Annotated in this window: 20 protein-coding genes; 9 read left to right on the plus strand and 11 right to left on the minus strand. The window is 44.0% G+C overall.

Translation table 11 applies throughout. The features are described 5' to 3' along the window. Positions 1-25: 25 nt before the first annotated feature. From JMX93_RS05605 to JMX93_RS05615, 3 genes are all read right to left on the minus strand, one after another. The gene (locus JMX93_RS05605; protein ID WP_499204120.1) at positions 26-997 is read right to left on the minus strand and encodes an OmpA family protein; all 972 of its coding nucleotides are present in this window, start codon (positions 995-997) and stop codon (positions 26-28) included. 944 nt (positions 998-1,941) lie between these two features. After that, positions 1,942-2,610 carry a cupin domain-containing protein gene (locus JMX93_RS05610; protein WP_499204121.1) on the minus strand — a complete coding sequence of 223 codons (669 nt, stop codon included), beginning with the start codon at positions 2,608-2,610 and terminating at the stop codon, positions 1,942-1,944. Between the two features lie 123 nt (positions 2,611-2,733). Then, the gene (locus tag JMX93_RS05615; protein ID WP_198331363.1) at positions 2,734-3,597 is read right to left on the minus strand and encodes a universal stress protein; all 864 of its coding nucleotides are present in this window, start codon (positions 3,595-3,597) and stop codon (positions 2,734-2,736) included. 387 nt (positions 3,598-3,984) lie between these two features. Here JMX93_RS05615 and JMX93_RS05620 point away from each other — a divergent pair, with 387 nt between their 5' ends. From JMX93_RS05620 to JMX93_RS05660, 9 genes are all read left to right on the plus strand, one after another. Continuing rightward, positions 3,985-4,518 (plus strand): DUF2058 domain-containing protein, encoded by a 534-nt coding sequence (locus tag JMX93_RS05620; RefSeq protein WP_499204122.1) that lies wholly within the window; start codon positions 3,985-3,987, stop codon positions 4,516-4,518. Positions 4,519-4,995: 477 nt separating this feature from the next. Next, on the plus strand, positions 4,996-7,182 hold the full coding sequence (locus tag JMX93_RS05625) for a dihydrolipoyl dehydrogenase family protein (RefSeq protein WP_499204123.1): 2,187 nt from the start codon (positions 4,996-4,998) through the stop codon (positions 7,180-7,182). 51 nt (positions 7,183-7,233) lie between these two features. After that, on the plus strand, positions 7,234-8,553 hold the full coding sequence (locus JMX93_RS05630) for an ABC transporter substrate-binding protein (protein ID WP_499204124.1): 1,320 nt from the start codon (positions 7,234-7,236) through the stop codon (positions 8,551-8,553). Further along, complete coding sequence (locus tag JMX93_RS05635; protein WP_499204125.1) at positions 8,550-10,337, plus strand: ABC transporter permease; 1,788 nt, start codon at positions 8,550-8,552, stop codon at positions 10,335-10,337. Before JMX93_RS05630 ends, JMX93_RS05635 begins: the two co-directional genes overlap by 4 nt. A gap of 99 nt (positions 10,338-10,436) precedes the next feature. Beyond that, a complete protein-coding gene (locus tag JMX93_RS05640) occupies positions 10,437-11,093 on the plus strand; it encodes an ATP-binding cassette domain-containing protein (protein ID WP_499204126.1) in 657 nt (218 codons plus the stop codon). A gap of 64 nt (positions 11,094-11,157) precedes the next feature. Then, positions 11,158-11,799, plus strand: a complete 642-nt coding sequence (locus JMX93_RS05645; protein ID WP_499204127.1) for a CDP-alcohol phosphatidyltransferase family protein — start codon at positions 11,158-11,160, stop codon at positions 11,797-11,799. 24 nt (positions 11,800-11,823) lie between these two features. Continuing rightward, positions 11,824-12,633 (plus strand): sterol desaturase family protein, encoded by an 810-nt coding sequence (locus JMX93_RS05650; protein WP_499204128.1) that lies wholly within the window; start codon positions 11,824-11,826, stop codon positions 12,631-12,633. A 240-nt stretch (positions 12,634-12,873) separates the two neighbouring features. Beyond that, entirely contained in the window at positions 12,874-13,428 is a 555-nt protein-coding gene (locus JMX93_RS05655; RefSeq protein ID WP_443214502.1) for a carboxymuconolactone decarboxylase family protein, read from the plus strand. A 28-nt stretch (positions 13,429-13,456) separates the two neighbouring features. Continuing rightward, entirely contained in the window at positions 13,457-13,759 is a 303-nt protein-coding gene (locus JMX93_RS05660; RefSeq protein WP_499204129.1) for a DsbA family oxidoreductase, read from the plus strand. Positions 13,760-13,876: 117 nt separating this feature from the next. On the opposite strand, the gene JMX93_RS05665 is transcribed toward JMX93_RS05660, so the two are convergent. From JMX93_RS05665 to JMX93_RS05700, 8 genes are all read right to left on the minus strand, one after another. Next, on the minus strand, positions 13,877-14,488 hold the full coding sequence (locus JMX93_RS05665) for a TetR/AcrR family transcriptional regulator (RefSeq protein WP_193013484.1): 612 nt from the start codon (positions 14,486-14,488) through the stop codon (positions 13,877-13,879). A gap of 185 nt (positions 14,489-14,673) precedes the next feature. Continuing rightward, on the minus strand, positions 14,674-16,197 hold the full coding sequence (locus JMX93_RS05670; RefSeq protein ID WP_499204130.1) for an aldehyde dehydrogenase family protein: 1,524 nt from the start codon (positions 16,195-16,197) through the stop codon (positions 14,674-14,676). A 169-nt stretch (positions 16,198-16,366) separates the two neighbouring features. Then, entirely contained in the window at positions 16,367-17,773 is a 1,407-nt protein-coding gene (locus tag JMX93_RS05675; protein ID WP_499204131.1) for a YjiH family protein, read from the minus strand. Beyond that, entirely contained in the window at positions 17,754-19,541 is a 1,788-nt protein-coding gene (gene dld, locus JMX93_RS05680; protein ID WP_499204132.1) for a D-lactate dehydrogenase, read from the minus strand. The genes JMX93_RS05675 and dld overlap by 20 nt, the downstream gene beginning before the upstream one ends. A 51-nt stretch (positions 19,542-19,592) precedes the next feature. Further along, complete coding sequence (locus JMX93_RS05685; RefSeq protein WP_499204133.1) at positions 19,593-21,326, minus strand: 5-guanidino-2-oxopentanoate decarboxylase; 1,734 nt, start codon at positions 21,324-21,326, stop codon at positions 19,593-19,595. 126 nt (positions 21,327-21,452) lie between these two features. Then, a complete protein-coding gene (locus JMX93_RS05690) occupies positions 21,453-22,196 on the minus strand; it encodes an MBL fold metallo-hydrolase (RefSeq protein ID WP_193013489.1) in 744 nt (247 codons plus the stop codon). After that, on the minus strand, positions 22,193-22,990 hold the full coding sequence (locus JMX93_RS05695; protein WP_499204134.1) for a carbon-nitrogen hydrolase family protein: 798 nt from the start codon (positions 22,988-22,990) through the stop codon (positions 22,193-22,195). Before JMX93_RS05695 ends, JMX93_RS05690 begins: the two co-directional genes overlap by 4 nt. Then, complete coding sequence (locus JMX93_RS05700; RefSeq protein ID WP_499204135.1) at positions 22,987-24,333, minus strand: purine-cytosine permease family protein; 1,347 nt, start codon at positions 24,331-24,333, stop codon at positions 22,987-22,989. Before JMX93_RS05700 ends, JMX93_RS05695 begins: the two co-directional genes overlap by 4 nt. Positions 24,334-24,360: the final 27 nt, after the last annotated feature.

Consider the following 24,360-nt stretch of genomic DNA (forward strand, 5'->3'; position numbering starts at 1 on the left):
ATAAGTATCAATTTAGAATGATGAGTTAATTTGGTTGGTTGTCTTGGCTAACAGTAGCAACAACTCGGCGGTTATTTTGCCGTCCCTGCTCAGTATCATTGGTATCGATAGGCATAGACTCGCCATAACCTATAGCGCTTAAACGCATAGCGTCAATACCATATTGATCTATTAAAATATCTTTAACGAGGTTTGCACGGGACTGAGAAAGCTTGAGATTATAACTTTCAGACCCTCTGCTATCGGTATGACCTTCTAAGGTAACGTCCGATTTTGGATAAGAATGAATAAAATTCACCATACCATCTAGCACAGCATGATTATTACTTGTCATATGCGCACTATCAAAATCAAACAATATATTGAATTGCTTAGGATTTTTAATTTTTATTTGATTGTTAGTCGAAGAACTTTGGAAAGAGGTTTGCGGTAGCATTTGGTTTGCCGTATTACAATTTGATAAAACACGGCTTATTTGATGGTTTTGACGCATACTTTGATTTAATAATGACAAGGCTTCATCAGCTGATACTTGCTGAATAGCAGGGTTGCCTGCCTTTGATAGACTTATTTTTAAATACGTCGTTGTTTGAGGTATAAGCGGATAACTCTCAGAATAAGAAACAATCTTACCGCTTTCTTTATCTAAGATAGAAGCACTAATAAGCTGAGAGCCATGGCAAATAATTTTTTCTGAATAATAACCATTCTGTAGACTGGTATGAAAAACCTCATCACGCCCAATACTTATATTGATATTATTTTGATTCTCACTATCATCAGCATGACGAAAAACAACAATCCTACTCTCACTGGCTTTCAAATTACTGTCGATGGGTACGCGAAACAATTCGCCATTTTTGTCCCACACAGCTTGTTTAACTTGATAATGAGCATCAGAATCAAATGACATTCGCTCATTTTTTACCGTTTGACAGCCTAATAAACTAATTGCTGCACAAAGTGTTACTGGTAATAGTAAATTTCTGCTATCCATAGCATTTCATCCTAATAAACGAAAAATTCAGTAAAGATCTATCCCTTTATTTTCACCTTAGTATTTCTAGATAACCAAACAAAAAAATCTAATACGCTTTTTTATAAAGCGCTTACTTTTTCATTATTACCACAACATAAACTTTATTATAGCTCGCTATATTTTTATTGCAATCATATAATTTTTTTAAACTCTATAAATATTCTTATTTTCAAATATAAAAAAACTGTTTGAGCTAGCTTTGTACGATCAACTATTAAACCTATGAAAATCATTAATTGGCATAACCTACTGTTTATTCTTCGCTTTCTATCATTGAAATCAATTTATTCAAATATGTGAATATATAAGAATAGATTAACTCCTATAGGTTTTTTTAATAACTGAGGATGCGTTTTTTACCACGGAGATATAGAGGAATTAAGATCGTTTCTCATGCAGGAATGCTTAGGTGGTAGCTGAATTTTTTCGACGTAAATATTTATCATAAAACCGCTAAGTGAGTGCCGATAAAGCGATGAGGCATAAAAAGCTAGATGAGAAATCTCAATCAATGACTCAGCATGACGACTTATCGCACTACTTCGGTAGAGAAAATGTTGTTGTCTAGGATTTTTTATTAATAAGAAGACCAGTAAACGAAAGGAATGGTTGTTGAAAAATACCCATTAGACATGGCTATTCAACATTTTTTTTAATAGCAAAGCTATATAGGTATAAATAAAATTTATGATAGTCGAATATTATATATTGAATAATATATGAAATGGTCACTGTCACTTGATACTCATGGAGATAGGATTTTTAGTGGAAAGCGACTTTGATAGTGCGGCATTGATTGTACGTAGATAATATAGTGCCTAAAGCCAGCGTGAATAATCTACAACCAAACAACTTGGTTATAGATTATTCACGCGCACCGCATGCTCAGCTCAGAAAAATGCTTACAACCCTATCACTTGCATTAAATGACCTGTCTTGAGATACACCGTTGCCCCTTCTGACCCTGCCTGCATTTGCGCATGCTCACCTGCTGGCAGACGTATCCATCCGCCGCGCTGATAAACGTTACCCTCATCTATCAACTCACCTGCTAAGACCAGTATTTCTGCACCGCCACAGACTGCCTCATTAAACAGTAACTCGCCTGCCTTGATACGCTGCAAACTCACTTGCTCATTATCACCTGAGAATAGAGGACAAACATCTCGGCTGTCCTGCTTTTGCCAATGAGCCTTATCTTTAGTATCGATAGCCACATAACGAGATTCATCAGACGGCATTTGACGTAGCTTGACGAAAATCACTGCTCCTTCATCACTATAAGGCTTGTGTCCCGAGGTCGGTGGATTACGCAAATACCAACCTGCTGGATAATGTTTGTCATCTGCAGAAAAAGTACCTGACAATACTAAAATTTCTTCACCACCTGGATGTAGATGATGCGGAAAATAAGAATTGGGCGCATAGCGTACAAGGCTGGTGGCACGCGCTTTTTCTGCACCCACACGGTCAAGCATCACGCGCTCTACCCCATTTTGTGGTGACTTAATCCACTGGTGTTGTTCAGATGTAAGGGCAGCGCGGCGAGTAAAGTCTGCGTTAATAAGCATAAAACCATGTCCAAAAACAGTATGATGAGATGACCCTTTAGCAAACGTCAGTGATGATCATTGAACGTTATCGACAGCTGAAGGCGCAATGATTGCACCTCGCTATTATACCTTACTAGGTTTTCAACGTACTAAAATCACAGGAGATAGCGTACTAGCGATAATTTCTGTCGTGGTACTACCAAGAAATAATTGTTGCAATTTCGAGTGCCCGTAAGCACCCACTACCATCATATCAATGTTGTTTTCTACCTGAAATCTTAACAAGCCGTCAACGGCATCGGAGGCAGATAAATGATGTGCCGCTACGCTAAAACCTGCGTCCTCCAATTGTGCAGCTGCGGCGCTTAAGCTCTGTTTTGACGCGTCGTTATGATTGCCTATCATGACAATATGACCTTGCAATCCTTTTAATACAGGACTTCTTGCAACCATCCATGCTGCTTTGATAGCGGTTTTGCTACCATCAAAAGCTATCATGTATGAGCTGGGTTCTTTGAACGTCTCTGAGCAAATCAATATTGGAACGTCAGATGCGCGGGCAACGGTTTCGATTTGGCTACCGATATTAATACGGCTGCTTTTGTGATCTTCACCTCGGCGTCCCATGACGATGGCACGATTTTCTGCTTTAAAATGTTCAATGGCAGGTAACAGCTTGCCGCGACGTTGATAGATACGAATATCGACTTGAGTAAAGTTGCCTTGGATATGGCTTTTTGCGTCTTGCACCAAAGCATTACTATAATTGTTCACCACCTTCGCTCTTTGCTCGTCTAACTGCGTCAACTCTTCCAATAAAAACTGGCGGCTATTGACTCCTATTGCGCCTGACAAATCGCGTCTGGTCGAGGCTGGAACCTCACTCACATGCAACAACGCTACGGGTAAATTTAACTTACTGGCATACCATGCTGCATAGTCACAAACCGATTCAGTCACTGCCGAGCCGTCTATACAGGCTAAAATGTGCTGTGATGTTGTCATATTTCATCCTTAAATTTAACAATTTAATCCTATACAGCTTTCTATGCCCACTCTAAACATGGTCACCGAAAAACATGGTTACCAAAAAACATAGTGGCAAAAAAAAGCGTATCCACTGCCTTGATAATAACCAATTTAAACGGCTTCAGCCAGCGATGTGTGTCTGCTTCTAGCATAATAGTAAGTTTATTATCATCCTCATTTCTCAAGGTTTTAAAAAGCCTTTAGAAGCATCGTCTTAAAGCACTACCTTCAAACATTGTCTTGATAGACTGCCTTGCTACACTAAAAAGTCTTGTCATCGTCTAACAACATGCCGTAGCAAATTTTGCTACAATGGCTTTTTAGCATTTATGATTTAAGTGTCCTTATCTAGGTGATAGAATTATGGCAAAAAACGCCCTACAGGCTCAGTTATTAAAAGCAGGATTGGTGGATAGCAAAAAAGCCAAGAAAATCAGCAAGCAGACTCAGCATGCCAAGCGTACTGGTGACTCAGAAAGCATGGAAGCAAAAAAAGCGTTGGCAGAAGCCCAAGCGAAGAAACTAGAAAAAGATCAAAAGCTCAATCAAGAAAAACAACGTATCTTAGAAGAGAAGATGCTCAAAGCCAATATCGTACAAATGATTAAGCAGCATCAGATTGCTGATACCAATGGCGATGTTAATTATCAATTTGTCGATAATGCTAAGGTTAAAAAAATCTTTGTCACTCAAAAACTATATGACCAAATCGTCGCCGGTCATGTGGTAATTGCACGCTTAGAAGAAGGCTATGCCCTCCTTCCTCGTCCGTTGGCAGATCGCATCGATGTGAAAATGGAGGGCTTCATGGTCGTGTCTAACGATACATCAGAAGAAGTACTGGCAGAAGATGATCCTTATGCCGCCTATGTGATTCCCGATGACTTGATGTGGTAACCGTTCAATGTCTTGATGCTCATGATGTAAGCGAAAAGCCTTTCATGGACTATATCAGTCTATGAAAGGCTTTTTATTATGTGACAAATGAGCACCTTTAAGCGAGCCTTGCTGCTTTGGTTGAAAAACGTAACAACGCTCTAGAACCGTAGCATGCTTGATGCTTTTCTTAATGAGAACGTTGTATCCCTTAACTTTGGGCAAAAAATTTTCTTTAGCATAAACATCAGTCATATTTATCGTTAGATTGAACATGCATAAATATAAATACTAGCCTACGAAACTTAAGCCCTATATTATGAATACCCCTGATTTAGTTAGCTGTTTTATTATAAATAAATGAACAAACCATGCAAAAAACTTAACGTAATTGTTATTACCACTAACTTTTCATTATCACTAACACGGTCAAGGTTCTTAATCATAAAAGAATGACGATGACTTTAGCCTTCGCTCTACTACTTAGCCGGATATTTTATGATTAAAAGAATATTGTTGATACTGTTAATATTAATATTGGCAGCAAGCTTTTTCTATTTTGACCTCAATCAATTACTAACGCTTGACGGCTTAAAAGGCTCAATGGCGCAATTTAACGACTATAAAACGCAATCACCATTATTAATTATCGGTGGATTCTTTTTACTCTATGTCGTCGTCACCTCCCTATCCTTACCGGGCGCCGCTATTTTAACCTTGGCAGCTGGCGCATTATTTGGTTTATGGCAAGGCTTACTGGTTGCCTCCTTTGCCTCCAGTATTGGCGCGACACTCGCCTTTTTAACCTCACGTTATTTACTACGTGATACGATTAAGCAGCGCTTTCCTGAGCGTCTTGCGGCTATAGATGCTGGCGTTGAAAAAGAAGGCGGATTTTACTTATTCACCCTACGCTTAGTGCCGATATTTCCCTTCTTTTTAATCAACCTATTGATGGGTGTCACCGCGATTAAAGCAAGGACATTCTACTGGGTAAGCCAAATCGGTATGCTAGCGGGTACTTTTGTATTCGTTAATGCCGGTACGCAACTGGCGCAAATTAACAGTTTGTCTGGGATTTTATCGTTTAATTTGATTGTCTCATTTGCGTTGTTAGGTTTCTTCCCATTAATCGCAAAAGGCATATTAAATATGCTAAAAAAACGCCGCGTCTATAAACACTATAGCAAGCCTAAAAAATTCGATCGTAATATGATTGTGATTGGCGCTGGTGCTGGCGGACTAGTCACCAGCTACATCGCGGTGACCGTCCGAGCAAAAGTAACCTTAATCGAAGCAGGTGAGATGGGCGGTGACTGCTTAAACTATGGCTGTGTACCCAGTAAAGCCCTCATTAAAAGCGCAAAAGTGGCAGAACAAATGCGCCATGCTGAGCGTTACGGCTTGGAAAATACCCCACCAGAGTTTTCATTTAAAAACGTCATGACCCGCATCCATAAAATCATCGCTGACATCGCCCCAAATGACAGCGTCGAGCGTTATACGGACTTGGGTGTCGAAGTGCTAAAAGGCTATGCCAAATTCATCGACCCGTGGACAGTAGAGATCGCGCTAAACGATGGCGGCACGCAAACACTCACCGCACGTTCCATTGTTATCGCTACTGGCGCGCGCCCATTTATCCCAGATTTGCCGGGTTTGGAAGAAACGGGTTATGTGACCAGCGATACTATATGGAAGAAATTTACCGAATTAGAAGCAGCACCGAAACAACTGGTCGTCCTTGGCGGCGGACCAATCGGCTCTGAGCTGGCGCAAGCCTTTGCACGCTTAGGCTCCAATGTAACCCAGATCGAAAGAGGCGCGCGTCTCATGAAAAAAGAAGACGTGGAAGTTTCAGAGTTTGCGCAGAAAGTGCTCGTGGAGAGTGGTGTGAATGTCTTAACCTCGCATCAAGCGATGTGCTGTGAAACTCGCAATGGTAAAAAGTTCATTATCGTTGAGCCGCAAGGCGACAGTACAGATAAGCAAGACCGTCAAAACAAGCAAGAAATCGCGATTGAATATGATGAGTTGCTTTGTGCCGTCGGACGTAGTGCCCGCTTAGAAGGTTATGGTCTTGAAGATTTGGGCATCGAAACGAAACGTACCATCGAGACCGATGATTATCTAGAAACCCTCTATCCAAATATATATGCTGCAGGTGATGTCGTCGGCCCTTATCAATTTACCCATGTGGCCTCCCACCAGGCATGGTACGCTGCCGTAAACGGTTTGTTTGGACATTTAAAGAAGTTTAAAGTAGATTACCGCATCATTCCGTGGACGACTTTTATAGACCCAGAAGTCGCACGCGTTGGCTTAAATGAGCAGGAAGCTATTGAAAAAGGCATCGACTTTGAGATTACCCGCTACGACTTTAAAGATTTGGATCGCGCGGTGACAGAAAGCGCCAATGATGGCTTTATCAAAGTCATTACCCCTAAAGGCAAAGATAAAATACTTGGCGTGACCATCGTCGCTGAACATGCTGGGGACTTAATGCCAGAATTTATACTGGCGATGAAGCACGGTTTAGGGCTGAATAAAATACTCGGCACTATCCATATGTATCCAACGTGGGCTGAGGCTAATAAATACGCTGCTGGTGAATGGAAACGCAATCATGCGCCTGAAACGCTATTAAACTGGCTTGAGAAATACCATACATGGCGTCGAGGTTAGGTGAGTTTTTGTTAACTGCGCTGAAAACATATCATCATAACGGAAACTTAAATGTACGTTATTAAATCTCTGCCCGCTTTGACCACGTTAAAAAATCTAAGCCGCTATAGTGCCTATGCTGTAGCGCTTAGCATTTGTACCGTTATTTCTTCCAGCATCTCTGCCAGCACCGCTTCCTCCATTACCGTTGCCAGCACTGAAGAGCCCTTGCATTGGCAGCAGATAGAGGCGCAAAGTAAAAACCAAGATGTCTACTTTTATGCATGGGGCGGTGACCCGCAGATAAATGCCTATCTACAATGGGCCGCCAAGCAAGTCGATGATAAATATAATATTAACTTAGTTCATGTCAAATTGAGCGACACCAGTGAAGCCGTCAGTCGCGTACTCGCGGAAAAGTCTGCCAATAACAACGATGAAGGCAGCGTGGATCTCATCTGGATAAATGGTGCCAACTTTGCCACCATGAGTGAGAATTCATTATTACTGAAACAATGGGCGAACAAGCTGCCTAACTTCGCGCTGACCGATCCAGAGAATAATCCTGCCGTTAACTTTGATTTTGGTGTGCCAACCGATGGTATGGAAGCGCCATGGGGACAAGCCTCGCTGACCTTTTATTACGACAGCTTATCAACTGACAAGCCACCAACCACTTTAAATGAGCTGGTCAATTGGACGGCGCAAAACCCCGGGCGTTTTAGTTATCCAAAGCCGCCTGACTTTTTAGGAATGAGCTTTTTAAAATACGCTTTAGTCATGCTACACGAAAAGCAAGATGCTAAAACAGGCGAAAATATCAAAGCACAGCTCAACCTGCCAGCCACTGAGCAAAATACAGATATTATATTAGCCCCTTTATGGACGTTTCTCGATGACTTTCATCCCACCTTATGGCGTAAGGGTGAGCAATTTGTGCAAACGGGCGCGCACATGCGCCGTTTGGTCGATGATACCGAGCTGAGCTTGGCATTTAGCTTTTCCGCTCCCGAAATTCCTGCAGCAGTGCAGCGTTATGATTTACCCCAAAGCATTCGTAGCTATGCAATGAGTGATGGCAGCTTAAGTAACACGCATTTTGTGGCCATTCCTTATAACGCCAGCCATCCGCAAGCCGCGCAGCTGGTCGCCAACTTTTTGCTGAGCCCAGAAGCACAGGCAAAAAAGCAAACCCCTGCTATATGGGGTGATAAAACCGTACTTGTTCCCTCTACGCTCAACCCTGAGCAACAAGCACTATTTAAAGACAATAAACCACATCCTAGCGCCCTGCCCTTTGATAGCATCAAACGTACCGTGAGTGAACCACATCCAAGCTGGGTTGATGCCATTATGCAAGGCTGGCAAGCGCGTTATGGGGTCAGCCCATGAGTAGAGATACTAATCATAAAACGGCAAAGGAAAATGTCCATTTTGCAACAATCACTGGCATAACTGCGCCTTATAAAACAGATCTATTTACGCGTATCGTCTCCTTTAGTCCGACATTTTTACTGCTGCTACTGATATTACCGGTACTTGGTGGTTTGGTTTGCGTGCTGTTACCTGCCTTTAGCTGGGTGCCTGCACTTGAGCAAACGACGGTTAGTCTACAAGGCTTTAACGATCTTTGGCAGACGCCTGGTCTTAGCAAAATGGTAACATTAAGCATCGCTACTGGATTAATCAGCACGCTATTCGCTTTTGTCATGACCTTAATGATCTTGGCGGCATTTTTTAATAGCGTTTGGCTGACTCGTATTGAGCATTTGCTGAGCCCAATCTTGGTCATTCCTCATGCAGCGGCAGCCATTGCGGTTGGTTTTTTAATTGCGCCTTCTGGTATGTTTTCACGCCTCATCTCACCATGGCTAAGTGGTTGGGAATTGGCTCCAGACGGTATTTTTCCACATGATCCCTACGGCATCAGTATTATCTTGGGTTTAACCTTAAAAGAGCTACCGTTTTTATTACTCATGGCGCTAGGCGCTTTGGCACAACCAGAGCTTGGTAAAAAGCTACGTCAGCAGTATAAAGTCGCGCTAAATCTCGGCTATTACCCCATTACTGCCTTTTTTAAAGCAGTACTTCCTGTCCTCTATCCTTTTTTACGTTTGCCTATCTTAGCCGTGCTTGCCTATGCCAGTGCCAGTGTCGAGATGCCATTGATATTGGGTCCGAACACGCCGCCAACGCTGGCGGTCACTATCATGCAATGGTTCAACGATGTTGATTTAAACTTACGCATAAAAGCCTCGGCAGGCGCGTTATTACAGCTGGCGTTGACGGGTGGTTTAATCTCCTTGTGGCTAGGCGCCGAGAGAATCCTTAAAACTTGTTTTAATGGCACGTTGGTCAATGGCAAGCGCAACTATGCCGATGCGCTGTGGCAAAAAATCACCGCAGCGTTGACCACTGTGGTGATTGGCTTTATCTTGCTAGCGCTCATTGGGCTGGTAATGTGGTCAGTGGCTGGTTTTTGGCGCTTTCCCGCTGTATTGCCAGAGCAGTTGGTGTTATTACATTTTCAAAGTGCCTTTACGCAAATGGGTACGCCGTTATTTAATACCATTACAATCGGTATCGTGAGTACCGTATTTGCCATTGTGCTGACTTTATTGTGTTTAGAAGCGGAGCAATTAAGTAAAAAATCACTCTCAACATTTACCAGTTTTATTATCTATTTGCCGCTGTTAGTGCCGAGCATTGCTTTTTTATTTGGCTTAGTATGGCTACAGCAACTGGTGAATAATCAAACAGCGTTTTTTAATGTGGCATTTACCCATCTGCTCTTTGTGCTGCCCTATGTGTTTTTATCGCTTGCTAGCAGTTATCGACGTCTAGACCCTCGTTTTGCTCATGTAGCGGCAAGCCTTGGTGCGACGCCAGCCAAAGTATTTTTGCAGGTCAAATTACCACAACTGTTTGCGCCGATTTTGATAGCCATTGCTCTTGGTTTGGCGATTAGCTTCGGTCAATATTTGCCGACATTATTAGCAGGCGGTGGACGTATCGCTACCATTACCACAGAAGCGGTGACCCTCGCCAATGGTGCCAGTAGGCGCACCAGTGCGGTGTATGCCATCATCCAAATGGCGCTACCGTTAGTTGGGTTTATATTGGCGTGGATATTACCAAAGTATTGCTTTAAAAGTGGTAAAAATAGCAGCCGTTAAAACGTTTTTTGAAATACATTCATTTTGAAGAGCACTGATTCTAAATAGCACTGATTTTGAAAAACAACTCACTATAAAAACGCAGATAAAAGGTCCTTGATGCAATCCTCTTTACAGATAAAAAACTTGCAGTTATATCGACAAGGCGAGCTATTACTGAGCCTAGACGAGCAGATTACTGGTGGTGAAATACTAACCGTCATGGGCCCCTCTGGCAGTGGTAAATCGAGCTTATTAAACTGGCTCACAGGTATCTTGCCAAACGGTTTTACCGCTACTGGTGACATCTGGTTAAATGATAAAAACCTGAGTCATCTGCCGACGCACCTACGTCACATTGGGGTACTGTACCAAGATGCCCTACTGTTTTCACATTTATCGGTCGCGGGTAATATCGCTTTTGCAATGCCTCAAGACAATAAGAAAGGCTATAAGAAGCTCAATAACAAACAGCGCCGTGAAAAAATAGAGCAGGCACTTGAACAAGTGGGATTAGCAGGTATGGGAAATCGCCATCCTGACAATTTATCAGGCGGACAACAAGCACGCGTGGCGCTACTGCGAACCTTGCTCAGCGCACCAAAAGCGATACTACTCGATGAGCCTTTTAGCAAACTCGATACCCAGCTTCGGGTAGATACGCGGCAACTGGTATTTGAGCAAATTCGCACTCATAAGCTCCCTGCTATCATGGTCACGCACGATCATAGAGATGCCGAGGCCGCAAACGGTAAAATCATTCATTTAGACCTGTAGTTTCAGAATTGTAGTTCTATACATAGAGTCTTAAACGTCAAAGTGAAATACAAAAGGCAAGCGCATGCTAGACAAATTTCTTACGCCCATGATTAAGCGGATACTAAGCCCTGTCGTCGTTGTCTTGCACAAACGCGGTATTACGGCTGATCAACTCACGGTGGCAGGCTTTTCAATCGGCATGTTAGCCTTGCCATTACTCGCGTTTGAGCTATGGTATGGTGCACTGGCAGCCATTGCATTGAACCGTATCTTTGATGGTCTCGATGGCGCGCTAGCTCGCCATGCCAATCAAAGCTCAAGCGCAGGCGGCTACTTAGATATTACACTCGACTTTCTCTTTTATGCAGCAGTTCCACTGGGTTTTATCTTGGCAAACCCTGAACAAAATGCCATTGCTGGCGCTTTGTTACTCGCTACCTTTATCGGCACAGGCTCTAGCTTCTTAGCATTTGCCATCGCGGCAGAAAAGTTTACACTGGATAAACCACAGTTTAAATATAAGAGCTTTTACTATTTAAATGGTTTGACGGAAGGTACCGAAACCATCGTGCTGTTTGTCGCCTTTTGCATTTGGCCACAGCACTTTGTATTACTCGCCAGTATTTTTGCCACTGCCTGCGCGATTACGATTTTTACCCGTATCCATGGCGGCTACCACACCCTTAGGCAGCTAGAAGGAAATATCGATAAAAACAGTATATAAATAGGATAAGAAAAGAGGCAGCTAATGACTAACGAAGTATGGTGGCGGCTTGGGTTCTTTTTGAGCATCTTAGTGATTATGATGCTGATTGAATGGCGCATGCCTGCACGTAAAGCACCGATCAAAAGTAGAAAACGCTGGTTCGCTAACTTTGGCTTGGTTTTTATCTCATCCGTTATTGCTCGTCTAGCGGTGCCTGTCGGTCTAACGGCTGTGGCGCTGTATAATCAGCAGCATGGGATTGGTCTATTTAATATCATCAATTTGCCAAGCATCCTAGTCATCATACTAAGCTTAATATTGCTCGACATCATCATTTACTGGCAACATCGATTATTTCACCACGTGCCTATACTATGGCGTTTGCATAAAGTTCATCACGCTGATGCACATGTCGATGCCAGTACAGGGCTTAGGTTTCATCCTATCGAAATCGTTTTAAGCATTCTAGTGAAGCTCGTCGCCGTCAGCTTGTTGGGTATCCCTGCCATCGCCGTGCTGATATTTGAGATTGCCCTAAATGGTTTAGCGATATTTAATCATGCCAATATTCGCCTGCCGCCTGCGATTGAAAAACCTGTACGCTTAATATTAATGACGCAGATTTTGCACCGTATTCACCATAGTCAACGCGTCAGTGAGACCAACTCAAACTATGGATTTAGCGTCATCTGGTGGGATTGGATTTTTGGTAGTTATAAGGGTGAAGCACAGCAGTCTGATAATGAGCTAGATATTGGACTAAAAGAATATCCAGCAGCCAAACAAAATGCCTCGCTATGGGGATTATTGGCAATGCCATTTAGCAATGACTTGGTTAAGAAAAATAAATAACTGTCTCGATGCTGCCTACCTTTGAATGTAAATCAAAGTTACAAATACTTGAGTGTTCATTCAAATAAAATTTGAGCAGTTACTCAAAATGATTTATAGTGGCTGCAGTTGTCGAGCTATTTGAGAAAATATCATCTGTCAAATTGATCAATCACTCAAATATATATCAGTTATTTTCCAGTAGATCGCCACACCTGATTTTTACAACCATTTATCAACCACTATCAGAAGGATTTTCACATGACTGAATTTACCCTACACGACAAAAATACTGCCCCAGCAGAAAGCAAAGACTTGCTTGATGTATCTATCAAGGCGTTTGGCAGAGTCCCAGGTCTACATGCCGTCATGGCTGAAGCACCTGGACTGTTAGAAGGCTATCAACGTCTGCATCAGTTGTTTTTAGATAGCAGTTTTGATGATGAGGAAGTCACGGTCGTCTGGCAAACCATCAACGTCGAACATGAGTGTCATTACTGCGTTCCTGCCCATACAGGCATCGCCAAAAGCATGAAAGTAGATGAGGCCATTACCGAAGCATTGCGTAACGAGACACCATTACCGACTGAAAAATTAGAGGCGTTACGCGACTTTACACTATCGGTCATTCGTGATCGTGGTAACGTTAATGATGACGCGGTACAAGCATTTTTGGATGCAGGCTTTACTAAGCGTCAGATTTTAGAAGTGGTACTTGCAGCGGCTCAAAAAGTGATGAGTAACTACACCAACCACCTCGCTAACACGCCAATAGACAGTATTTTTCAAAAATATGAATGGCACAAAGCTAATTAATGCGTTATTGACGGAATCAGGGAGCACTATGAATGAGTCAGAGAAACCATTACGCATAAACATCGTATCAGATGTGGTTTATCCATGGTGCGTCGTCGGCTATCGACAATTGGCAGCGGCATTAAAACAAACCAACACCGCCCATGAAATTCATTGGCATCCATTTGAGCTGAACACCAAAGAAATACGCGCAGCCGAGCAATACTGTCAGCAACAAGGCGCCCAAAGTGTGCCGTCCATGATTTTCAATGAGCGTCACTTAATCAGCGGTGCTCAAGGCGTTGACAATTATAAAAGCATCTTACAGCAGTTGGCGGAGATGCCAGACTAAATCATTTTTCATTGATGGTTAGGTCTTTAATAACAAGGGTTGTAGAAGCGTTATTAGTCTTAGACTATGTAATGCCTCTACAACCCTTTTTCATGACCTTTTTTTATGATACGAATCCTAAACCTTCGCAGGCTCATCAATACGCAGCGCTTCTATAGAGAGCGCCATATCTTCAGCCAACGCTTGCACCGCTGCACTCTCGACATCACGCTGCGCAAAAGCACGCAGCCCCATGATTTCCGCCTGTAGTCGTCGTCCAAGCCTAGTCGCGTCAAGCTCAGTATCAAGCTCACCCAGCCGCTGTGCTTCGGTAAAGTAATTTATAAAACGCAGCTCCATATCTGCCAGCAGCATTTCAACTTTTTGTAGCGCTGTCTGCTCACGAGCACCAAGCTCTAGTAAGCTTTTGACCAGCATGCAAGCCTGACTCGGCAAACCTTTATCACGAATACCGCCCAGCTGACGTACAAAAGCGGCCAACCCCAGCAACGGTGATTGATAAGCGTCCATTACCCGCTCAAGCTCACTCAAACCTAGGCGAGCATAGTAATCTAACGCTTCTTGAAATAATCCATCTTTACTGCCAAACGCAGCATAAATGCTTCCCGGACGCATATCGAGCGCCTCTTCTATATCTTTTAAAGAAGTAGCATGAAAGCCTTTTTGCCAAAAAAGCTGTAACGCGCGTTCTAAGGCATCCTGACGGTTATAAAGTGCGGTACGTGACATAGTTTTTCCATCTCAAAAGCCGTAACCTCATGTAAAAATAAGCACAGCGATAAAATTTGAATGATTGCTCAATTTTATCTTGAATGGCATTCTTAGTCCAGTAAAGTTAATTTACAAAGCAAATACCTCATTTAGCGATTGGTAGCAATATCAATGTCATAATGAGATATGAAAGCGCCCAACGTTTAAGCCGTCAATAGCACATGCTTGCTTTTTTGATATGCAGACAAGCCATCCACACCCAGCTCACGCCCGATACCGCTTTGCTTAAACCCGCCCCACCCTGACTCTGGCAATACAATCTGTTGTTCATTGATCCAAATATGACCCGCTTGTATCTGTAGCGCCATCTCTATTGCCGCCGTTTCATCAGCGCTGACAATGCTCGCCGCCAACGCATACTTACTATCATTGGCTAAAGCAATTGCCTCTGCATGGTCTGTAAACGTCTGACTCACTAGTACTGGCCCAAAAACCTCTTCTGTCCATAATTGACTGGTCACTGGGACGTTGGTATAAATGGTCGGCATCGCAAAATACCCTTGCCGATTTAAAACCTCACCACCAGTGAGACAAGTCAGGCTTTCGGCAGCAGCAATGTCAAAATATTTTTTTACTTGATTCAGTTGCTGCTCACTAACCAGTGGACCCATTTGCGTGTCAGTGTCAAAGCCATCACCGATTTTCAGACTTTCTGTCTTAACTTTTAATGTCTCAAACAACGACTGAGCAATGCTTTCATGAACAAGCAGCCTTGAGGTGGCTGAACAGATCTGACCAGCATTGGTAAATATACCACCGATGATTAAATCACAAGCGTCGTCGATATCAGCATCTGCACATACGACGATGGCTGACTTACCGCCCAGCTCTAGACTGATATCCTTGATACCTTTTGCCGCTTGGCTCATGACCTTTTCACCAACAACGTTGCTACCGGTAAAAGAAACTTTGTCAATCAAAGGATGGCAGGTCATGGCAGCGCCCACTTCGGCTGCACCCGGTAAAATATTAACGACTCCTTTCGGTAGTTTAATATCAGACAATATATTGCCCAGCATTAACTCTGGCAATAATGTCACCTCAGAGGGTTTCAATAGCACCGTACAGCCGGCAGCCAATGCAGGAGCTAACTTCCAAGCAGTGGTCACCATCGGAAAATTCCATGGGACAATAAGGGCGCAAATACCAACAGGCGCATACGTTTTTAGCAAGCGTATGCCTGACTCGCTGGTGGATACCTCCGACCAAGTCGCTTGTTCTGTGATGAGATTGGCATAATAGCGATAGCAGGCAATGGCATCGCTCACGTCTATTTTTGCCTCTTCAATGGGCTTACCATTATTTAACACAGACAATCCAACCAATTTGTCAAACTGCTGCTCCATCGTCTCGGCAATGGCATTGAGATACGATGCACGCGTGCTTACGGTGGTTTGCGACCAAGATGGATACGCGGTAGCAGCCGCTTTGACTGCCATTTCTACCTGTGCTTTGGTACACAATCTAGTTGTAGCGATGATTGCTCCCGAATTTGAGTCATATAAATCATAGTTTGCATCATAGCTATCTGCGCCAGCAATATCGGTAGCAGGCGCTTCAATAGTCATCCATTTGCCATCTATATACGCTGCATTTAACATCACTTCATCTTGAACCGTTTGGCTGGCGCTTTCTCTCGTTAAACTGTTAGCATTCGTCATTTCCATGATGGTCAATCACCTTGTATGGTTTGATATAATTGTCTTTATACGTATTATCTTTATAAGTACCGCTGTCAATCATTCGCTAGATAATTGGTTTACCTGACTAAAGAATAAACCGACTATTTAGCACATTATCGTTACACTAGAGGCTTGGTTGATATTGGCTGCATGGCTAATAAAGTAGATGCGCCACTGAGGTAATCACCACCAAACTGATAAGAGTACGAAGAATAAAAATCATAAACAGCTCTAACACATTGAGCTTAATATTTGATTTCAAAATCAGCGCGCCCACTTCAGACATATAGATAATCTGAGTAATAGAACATGCACCAACGATGAATCTTGTCATCTCACTCTCAATGCTTTTACCAACCAAGGCTGGCAAGTACATATCCGCAAAGCCCATAATCATGGCAGGTGCAGCTTTTGCCGCTTCTGGAATCTGTAACCATTCAAGCAGCGGTACTAGCGGTGTAGCCAACCAGTTGAAGACAGGCGTGTACTCTGCTAAGCCAAGGCCAATGGTACCAATCGCAAAGATAACAGGGATCAGTCCAAAGTAGATGTCGAACAGATTGTTTAGGCTGCGTTTGAACACGTGACCCAAGCTAGGCATAGAATGTGCGCGAGTAACTGCACGATTGACCGCCCATTGGTATGTTGTATACTCAGCAGGAATGCCTTCGTCTAGCATGCTTTTACCGGAGTGATAAGTATCAGGCTTTAGTGATAATGGCGGTATACGCGGCATAATAATCGCAGCGATAAAGCCCGTCAGAGCAATGGTCAGATAAAAATAGACAAAATTATTGTCCACGCCGATAGTTTTGGCAACCACATAAGTGAAAGCGATAGAAGTCACTGAAAAGGTAGTTGCAATGATGGCCGCTTCACGCTGGCTGTAGAAACTCTTATCATACTCTTGCATGGTGACTAGCAAGCCGATAGAAGCCGCACCAAACCAAGAAGACATCGCATCAACCGCTGAGCGTCCTGGCAACTTAAACAGCTTGACAAATATTTTGCTCGCCAGTGTGCCCAAGAACTCCATGAGACCAAAGTCAGTCAAAAACGGCAGCGATAAAATAGCAAAGAAAAACAACGGAATCAGAATAGGAATCAAGTCTTCGAAAATGACGCCGCCCGTATTACGATTGATAATAAACTCAGGGCCGACTTGTAGATAAATCATCCAAACAAACACCATACCTAACAAACGCGTGGTGAGCCAAAACCAATCAACATCAAAAAGATTTTTTATTAGTGAACCTTCCTGCAAATTGGGTTTTAAAGCCTTTACTGCTAGTGCCCCAAGACAGGAGATGGTCACTATCGCCATGGTGATATAGACCACAAATCCGCCCAATATTGCTTGCAAAGTATCGGTCAACACGCCCAATAAAATTGTGACCTTGCCGTCCCATTGAAACGGAATGATAAATAGTGCAATACCCAATGCTGAAAATAGTAAGAACTTCCACATTGACGCACGCCACTGCTCTGCTTGCGGCGTTTCTGAATCGAAAGCAGCGTTTCCTAAGATCGGTTGCTGCGACTTATCGAGATAATTCGTCATTTAATTCCTCCTTGATGGGCGACAATCGCCAATTTTTCCATTTTGCTGTCTGACCAATGCCTGGGTTTAGCGAATTGGTCGGATCTAGTTTTTTATAAAAATTATGTAGTGCAGGTTTTGCGGTATATACATGACCGACATTGTGTTCAGCAGGGTACTCTATACGACGTTGATCGTAGAGCGCCAACAACTCATCCTTGAATTTATTTGCATCCACTTCAGGGTATAACAGATAGTCTTGATGCATGACATGACAGAAAAAATGCCCCAAATAAAAAGTTTTACTTACCTGCTTTTGTAAGTTAATAGGTAGCACTTCATCCCAATCTACGGCATTCCTTGGTAAGGCAATATCGGTAGACAACAGCTCTCCAAACTTTGTGTGGTTAAGGTTGTGATAACGAAACATGGCAGCGGTTGCGGCACTGCGAAACACCAATAATGCTTGCGACTCTTCTGCTGTACAGAGATGTACGACGCCTTGATGCTGCTGCATATGGGACTGTAGAAATGCTTGAGCGGCGGCAATATGATGATTACTACCATTATCACTGTCATTCGCGACTTTAATGATTAAATGATAACGATAGGAGCGCGCCTGCTCAGCCAAAGAGTCTGGTAATGACGGCGGCATGAAAACACCAGCTATTTGTAGCATTCGGTCTGGTAAAGTCTGAGGCAGTCGCCATTTAGCCAAATAATGACCAATCTTGGCTTGTAACCGATACAACCCGCCTATCTTACTGGCAGGCAGTTTTCGCATACTTAAACAAGTATCACGGCCATGGCGCATGGTAATATCGTTATAATTTTTGTGCATATATTCTGCCAAAATAGGCAGGTTCAGCGCACTTTTTAACCACTGTTGCCTGAGTGTGGTCAAAGTATTGGCATCATTGGTCGAGATATAGAATGTTTGCTCTTGCGTCGATTTGGCAAATGTCGCGACTCGAACCGCAAAGACGATGACTTTGCCTGCTGAACCAGAAGCTTCATATAATCCGTTAGGGTCATTATTAAATCTGGCAGGCGTGTCTGCCTCGCAATCGCGCACTTTGTGTTGATAATAGTGGTTTGTACAGGACTTACTGTTGGCACTCTCTGGATTTTTATTGAACGTGCCAGTTTGTAGGTTTCCAAGCATCTCTTCTGGATCTGCACCTAAATCAATGCCTAAGTGATTGATTAATTCAAACTCACCCATAGCATTACGTTTGGCAAATAGCGACATCTCGGTATACGCCGGACCACGCTGCACCAACATACCGCCAGAGCTGTTGCAAATACCGCCAATCACCGAAGCACCAACACAACTAGAGCCCAGCACTGAATGTGGCTCACGCCCTAATGGCGTAAGCTGAGACTCCAACTGCTGAAGGCTAGCTGCTGGCAATGCAATAAGCTCTGCTGCGTCATTGAGGAGATGAACACCGCCCAATAGTTGCATAGAAATCACGACGACTGCTCGATCGTACTCTCCATACGGTGTGGAGCCTCCGGTCAGCCCAGTGTTAGCGGCCTGCGCAATAATGATCACATCAGCCGTCGCACAGAGGTTAATGACGCGCCATAGTGCCACAAGAGAGTCTGGTATCACCACTGCCACGACAGCATTCGTGATAGCCGCAATCGCCCCTTGTGTATACGACTGCTGCTGACTGGGCTTGGTCAATACATTGGTCGAACCAACAACGGCAGATAAATCCGTTAATAAGCTTGCCAGCGAAGTACTTAAGCGACCAGACGAGCGGTTAGAATGTGGCATCATAGACGTTCTTCCTTGAGCGACCAGTCTTTAGTATGCTTAGTGTTGGTATTGTTAGCTAAAGCAGGTAAACGTCTTACCCATTTCAATCAGAAAGTCATCGGCTTCATCAATTTCATAAATGATGGGTTGCTTGCCTTTGATGTCTTCTTTTAAAGCGTCGAGCAGTTGCTGTTTTGCTGTAATTCTGCGATAGCCTGCGCCAAAGCCTGCTGCTAATGGCTCAAAATGCGGCGTCTTAATATTAACCCCGATCAGTGGCAACCCACCCTTCTCCATATAACGACGAATTTCACCATAGCCTTGGTTGTTCCAAAGCAGTACAATCAATGGCAGCTCAAGCTCGGCGGCACAAATGAGTTCCGCAATCGTAAACTGAATCCCACCATCGCCAATCAAGCTGACAACCGGATTTTTTGAGCCAATTATGGCCCCAATGGCGGCAGGCAAACCATAGCCTAACGTGCCAAAGCCCGTTGAGGAGTTAAACCATTTACGCGTTGCCAATGCCTCAAAACCAAGATTGCCGCTATAGACAGGCTGCGTCGAGTCGCCAACGAAGATGACGTCTTTCACTTCATCTCGAATCAACTGAAGTAGCGCATTTTGCCCAGAAAAATCTGGTGTCACATCATTTATTAGTGCTTGTTTTGCCTCGTTCACTCGTGATATCGCTTGATGATTTAACGCCTGACCCTCTAAGCGTTTACAGAGACCACTCACAGCCATTTGTGCATCAGACAATACCGCAATATCAGCTCTAAAAGGACGCTGCAATTGCTGGGCATCGCAGTCAATGCGAATCAACATACCGTTGATTTTAAACTCGCCATTAAAGAACACGTCATAATCAGTCTCACCCAGCTCAGTACCAATCGCCAACACCCAATCAGCCTCAGCAATAACGGCGCGACCTGCCTCTAATGACTGATTGCTACCCAAACTTAACGGGTGGCTAGGTGGCAGCAAACCTTTGGCATTGATGGTCAAAAACGTCGGTGCATCGATAAGCTCTGCCAGTATTTGCGCATCATGATCGACATCGACGCAGCCACCACCATAAAGTATCACTGGATTTTTTGCCACTTCTAGAGATTCAACAATCAAATCTAATTGCGCAGGATTCGGCAGTGGTCTCATTACCTGCGGTAGCGTTAAATCATGTGCATCAGCTGAATTGTTTGCAAAGTTATTTAAATAAGGTGTTAAATTAGATGGCTTGGCGACATGACTGGCATCGGCGGTAATCACATCAATGGGAATCTGGATATGCACTGGCCCTGGACGTGCACCGTTAAATAAGGCAAAGGCTTCGGCGATGACTTTGGGTAATAACTCAGGCTGCCAGATGGTTTTGCTAGTGAGCGCTACCTTGCTGACCATGCCTTGTTGGTCATGCAATTCATGTAAGTGCCCTTCACCGCTGCCTGTATCTTTCACTTTATTAACACTAGAAATGACCAGCATCGGTATAGAGTCAGCCAAAGCTTGTGCCATGGCAGTCATGATGTTCGTCATACCCGGACCCGTGATGATAAAACAAACGCCAACTTTGCCAGAAGCACGGTAATAGCCATCAGCCATAAACCCAGCGCCTTGCTCGTGACGTGGTGTCACGTGGCGAATATCGGTATTCGGCAGACCACGGTATAGCTCGACTGTATGTACACCCGGAATACCAAATACGGTCTCTACCCCGTAATACTCTAGCCATTGTACGAGCAACTCACCACAGGTCAGAGGCGAGGTGTCAAATGATGAAAGAGATGTTTGTGTCAATTGGGTCATGGGGCAATCATCCTAAAAATTTTAATCAGTGTTGGGTTAGATGTTTTATTTGAAATAGCTTTTTATTTAGCGTCGTTATTTTTTTTGAGTAGCTATTTATTTAGAGTAATAATTAAGTGCGATCAATCACAAATCATGATGCCTTAACCAATCATCAATCATTACGTGTAAATGCTTGCCTGAAAAACTAGGAAAGTGACCGCCATGAACGACACGCACAGGCAGCGCATTGAGACGGCGCATACTCTTAGCATAGTCAGTCATGTCGCTATGCCATGTATCTTCGATCAATGGACCGTCATAGATAAGATCGCCAGAAATGAGCGTTTCGCTCGCCGCCTCCCACAAGGCAATGCCACCTGGTGAGTGACCGGGTGTATGAATCACCTCAAATTGACGATTACCTAAATCGATCATGTCACCATCTTCTAATTGCATAATTTTTGCGGGTGCAATGATTTTATAACCGCAATGGGCATAAGGCTCAGGCGGTAGCGCGTCAAACATCTCGTCATTGACAAACATATCCGCCAACGTACGGGCATTGTCTGGTTCAGCGAGAATATGGGCTTCAGCAGAATGTACGTGACAGCAGTCAAACTCGCTCGCAGCGCCGATGTGATCAAAGTGCGTATGACTGGCAACGCCCACGATATCGCGATCCGTGAGTAAAGCGACATGACGACGCAGCGGCACAGCACCTAATCCGAAATCTACTAATAAATCGCGCTGGCTGCCGCGCACGTGCCACAGATTGCAGCGAAAAAACGGCTTGATCCACGGCTCATCGATGAGCGTAATTCCATCGCTATGCGCGGTGGTGCGATACCAGTTCTCTGGTTTGATACGCGCTAGTGATTGTTCACTCATAAGTCAGCTCCATTAGATATATCCGAGCGGCTAAGATTTAAGTCACTAAGATAGTTTTGATGTGTGCGGCTTTCATCGATGCGGGAGAGATCGATATCGACTATAATCGTACCAACCGCTAAGCCAAGTCTACCGAGCACCTCACCATCGGGGCCAGCGACGATGCTATTGCCACAATAATGAAGGTTTTCTTCTATACCCGAGCGATTGATACAAGCGACAAAGCACTGATTGTCCATGGCTCGAGCGCGTATTTGGAGTACCTGACGATCTGAATTTGGCAGCATGTTTGCTGTTGGTGATAAAATGATTTGTGCCCCTGCTTGCGCTAGCTCTCTTGCCACTTCTGGGAATTCATTGTCATAACAAATCATCAATCCTAATTTGCCGAATCGCGTATCGACTACGCAGGACTTTTTGCCCGCTGTAAAAAACTGATGTTCGCGATCCCACAAGTGACGCTTATCATAAGTCGCAAGATGCTTGCCGTTGTCGTCTATTAGGATGGCAACATTACTCAGCTCGCCATTTGGTCGCCGTTCAGCAAGCCCAAATAGCACATGTAAGTGATATTTATTAGCAAGCCTCGCCACTTGGGTCACAATTGGACCGTCGATGGCTTCCGCTAAACGATCAAGATGCTCGAAGATGTTGTAGCCTGTAAATGCGAGCTCCGGCAATGCGAGCAGATCTACTTTTGCCTCTACGGCTAGGTGGCAAAGCGACTCTAACGCCTCTAGATTGGTCGTAGGTTCAGCCAATAAAGGATTGGTTTGGGCTATCATCAATTTCATAATGACCGCTCCTCTTGAGCTGAAGTGATGGCATCACTAGGACGAGTAAACAAAATAGCGCCTAACCAGTAGAAACCGCCCGTGATGATAAAGACAGGCAACGATGCACCGAACGACGGCGGCGCAATCAAGGTCCAGTAAGCTGCCAATGCCGCACCAATTATATAAGCGCCGATAGCAATCTTTGCTGTAGGACGTCCCAATTGATGTGTCGCATCAAGCAGCTTTGCTGTATAGCCTTCTTTACTAACAAGGTAGTAATCAAAAATCATGACTGAGAATGCGGGGATGAATAGTGCACCTACGACCAATAGGAAGTTTTGGAATTGATCTAAAATACCCGGAATTAGCGCACCAAAAATAGTGACCAGACCAATGATTAAGGCCGGTTTCCAAAAGCTCATATTGGGTTTGATGTTCATGCAGGATAGCGTGGCACTATAGACTGCCATGACATTGGTGGTCATGACCGAGAAGAAAATGACCAGTGCTGCTGGCAAACCAAAACCAAAGTCAGCAAGCAAACGCGTCGGATCATAAGTCTGCTCCATGCCATACATAATAGATAATCCTGAGATGGTAGCGCCCAAGCCCATCGCAACGATGGCTGCCGTGATGTAACCAAAATAAGTGCCCCATATGGCAACTTTTGGGGATTTGCAATTGCGATTGTAATCAGCGGCCGAAGACATCCACGAAAAGGCAGTAGCGATGACGATATCGAAGGCGATACCTAATGTAATGCCATTACGCGATTCAACGGGCATCTCAAACAGTGTTGAGACATCATAATGTTGATTTAACTGATAGAGGACTATAACGGTGAGCGCAGCCATTGCCAATGCGGCCCAGCGCTCAACAAGCTCAATACCGAGGTGACCACGTAGCACAATAAGCACTACCACTGTCTCGCATAAAATAACAAACAGCGGCAGGTTGCTATAACCCGTGGTAGCTTCTATTGCATAGTCAAGACTCATGCCAGCCAGCAGCGCCTGAATACAGCTCCATGCAATCAGCACGCCCATATTCACTAACGAGATCAACTGACTACCAACTGGGCCATAAGCTCTGCGTGTCAACGCCATCGAAGGCAACCCTGTGCGTTGACCCATCAAACCGACCAAAAGCAGTGGAATTGCCCCGATTAATGAACCAATGAGCACGGTGGTGATAGCGGTAGTAAACCGTAAATCAGGTACGAGTAACATGCCCGTTAAAATAGTCGTCACGACGATATTGGCACCGAACCATAGCGCAAACGTACCAATCGAACCTAGACTATGACCAGCATCATTTGGAGAGAGCGTGTCTTGACCAAAAAATGAAGAGGATTTACTCATTGGGGTCTTCCTTAACCGAATTATATT

This window comes from Psychrobacter muriicola 2pS (genome assembly GCF_904846535.1).
Lineage (GTDB): Bacteria > Pseudomonadota > Gammaproteobacteria > Pseudomonadales > Moraxellaceae > Psychrobacter > Psychrobacter aquimaris.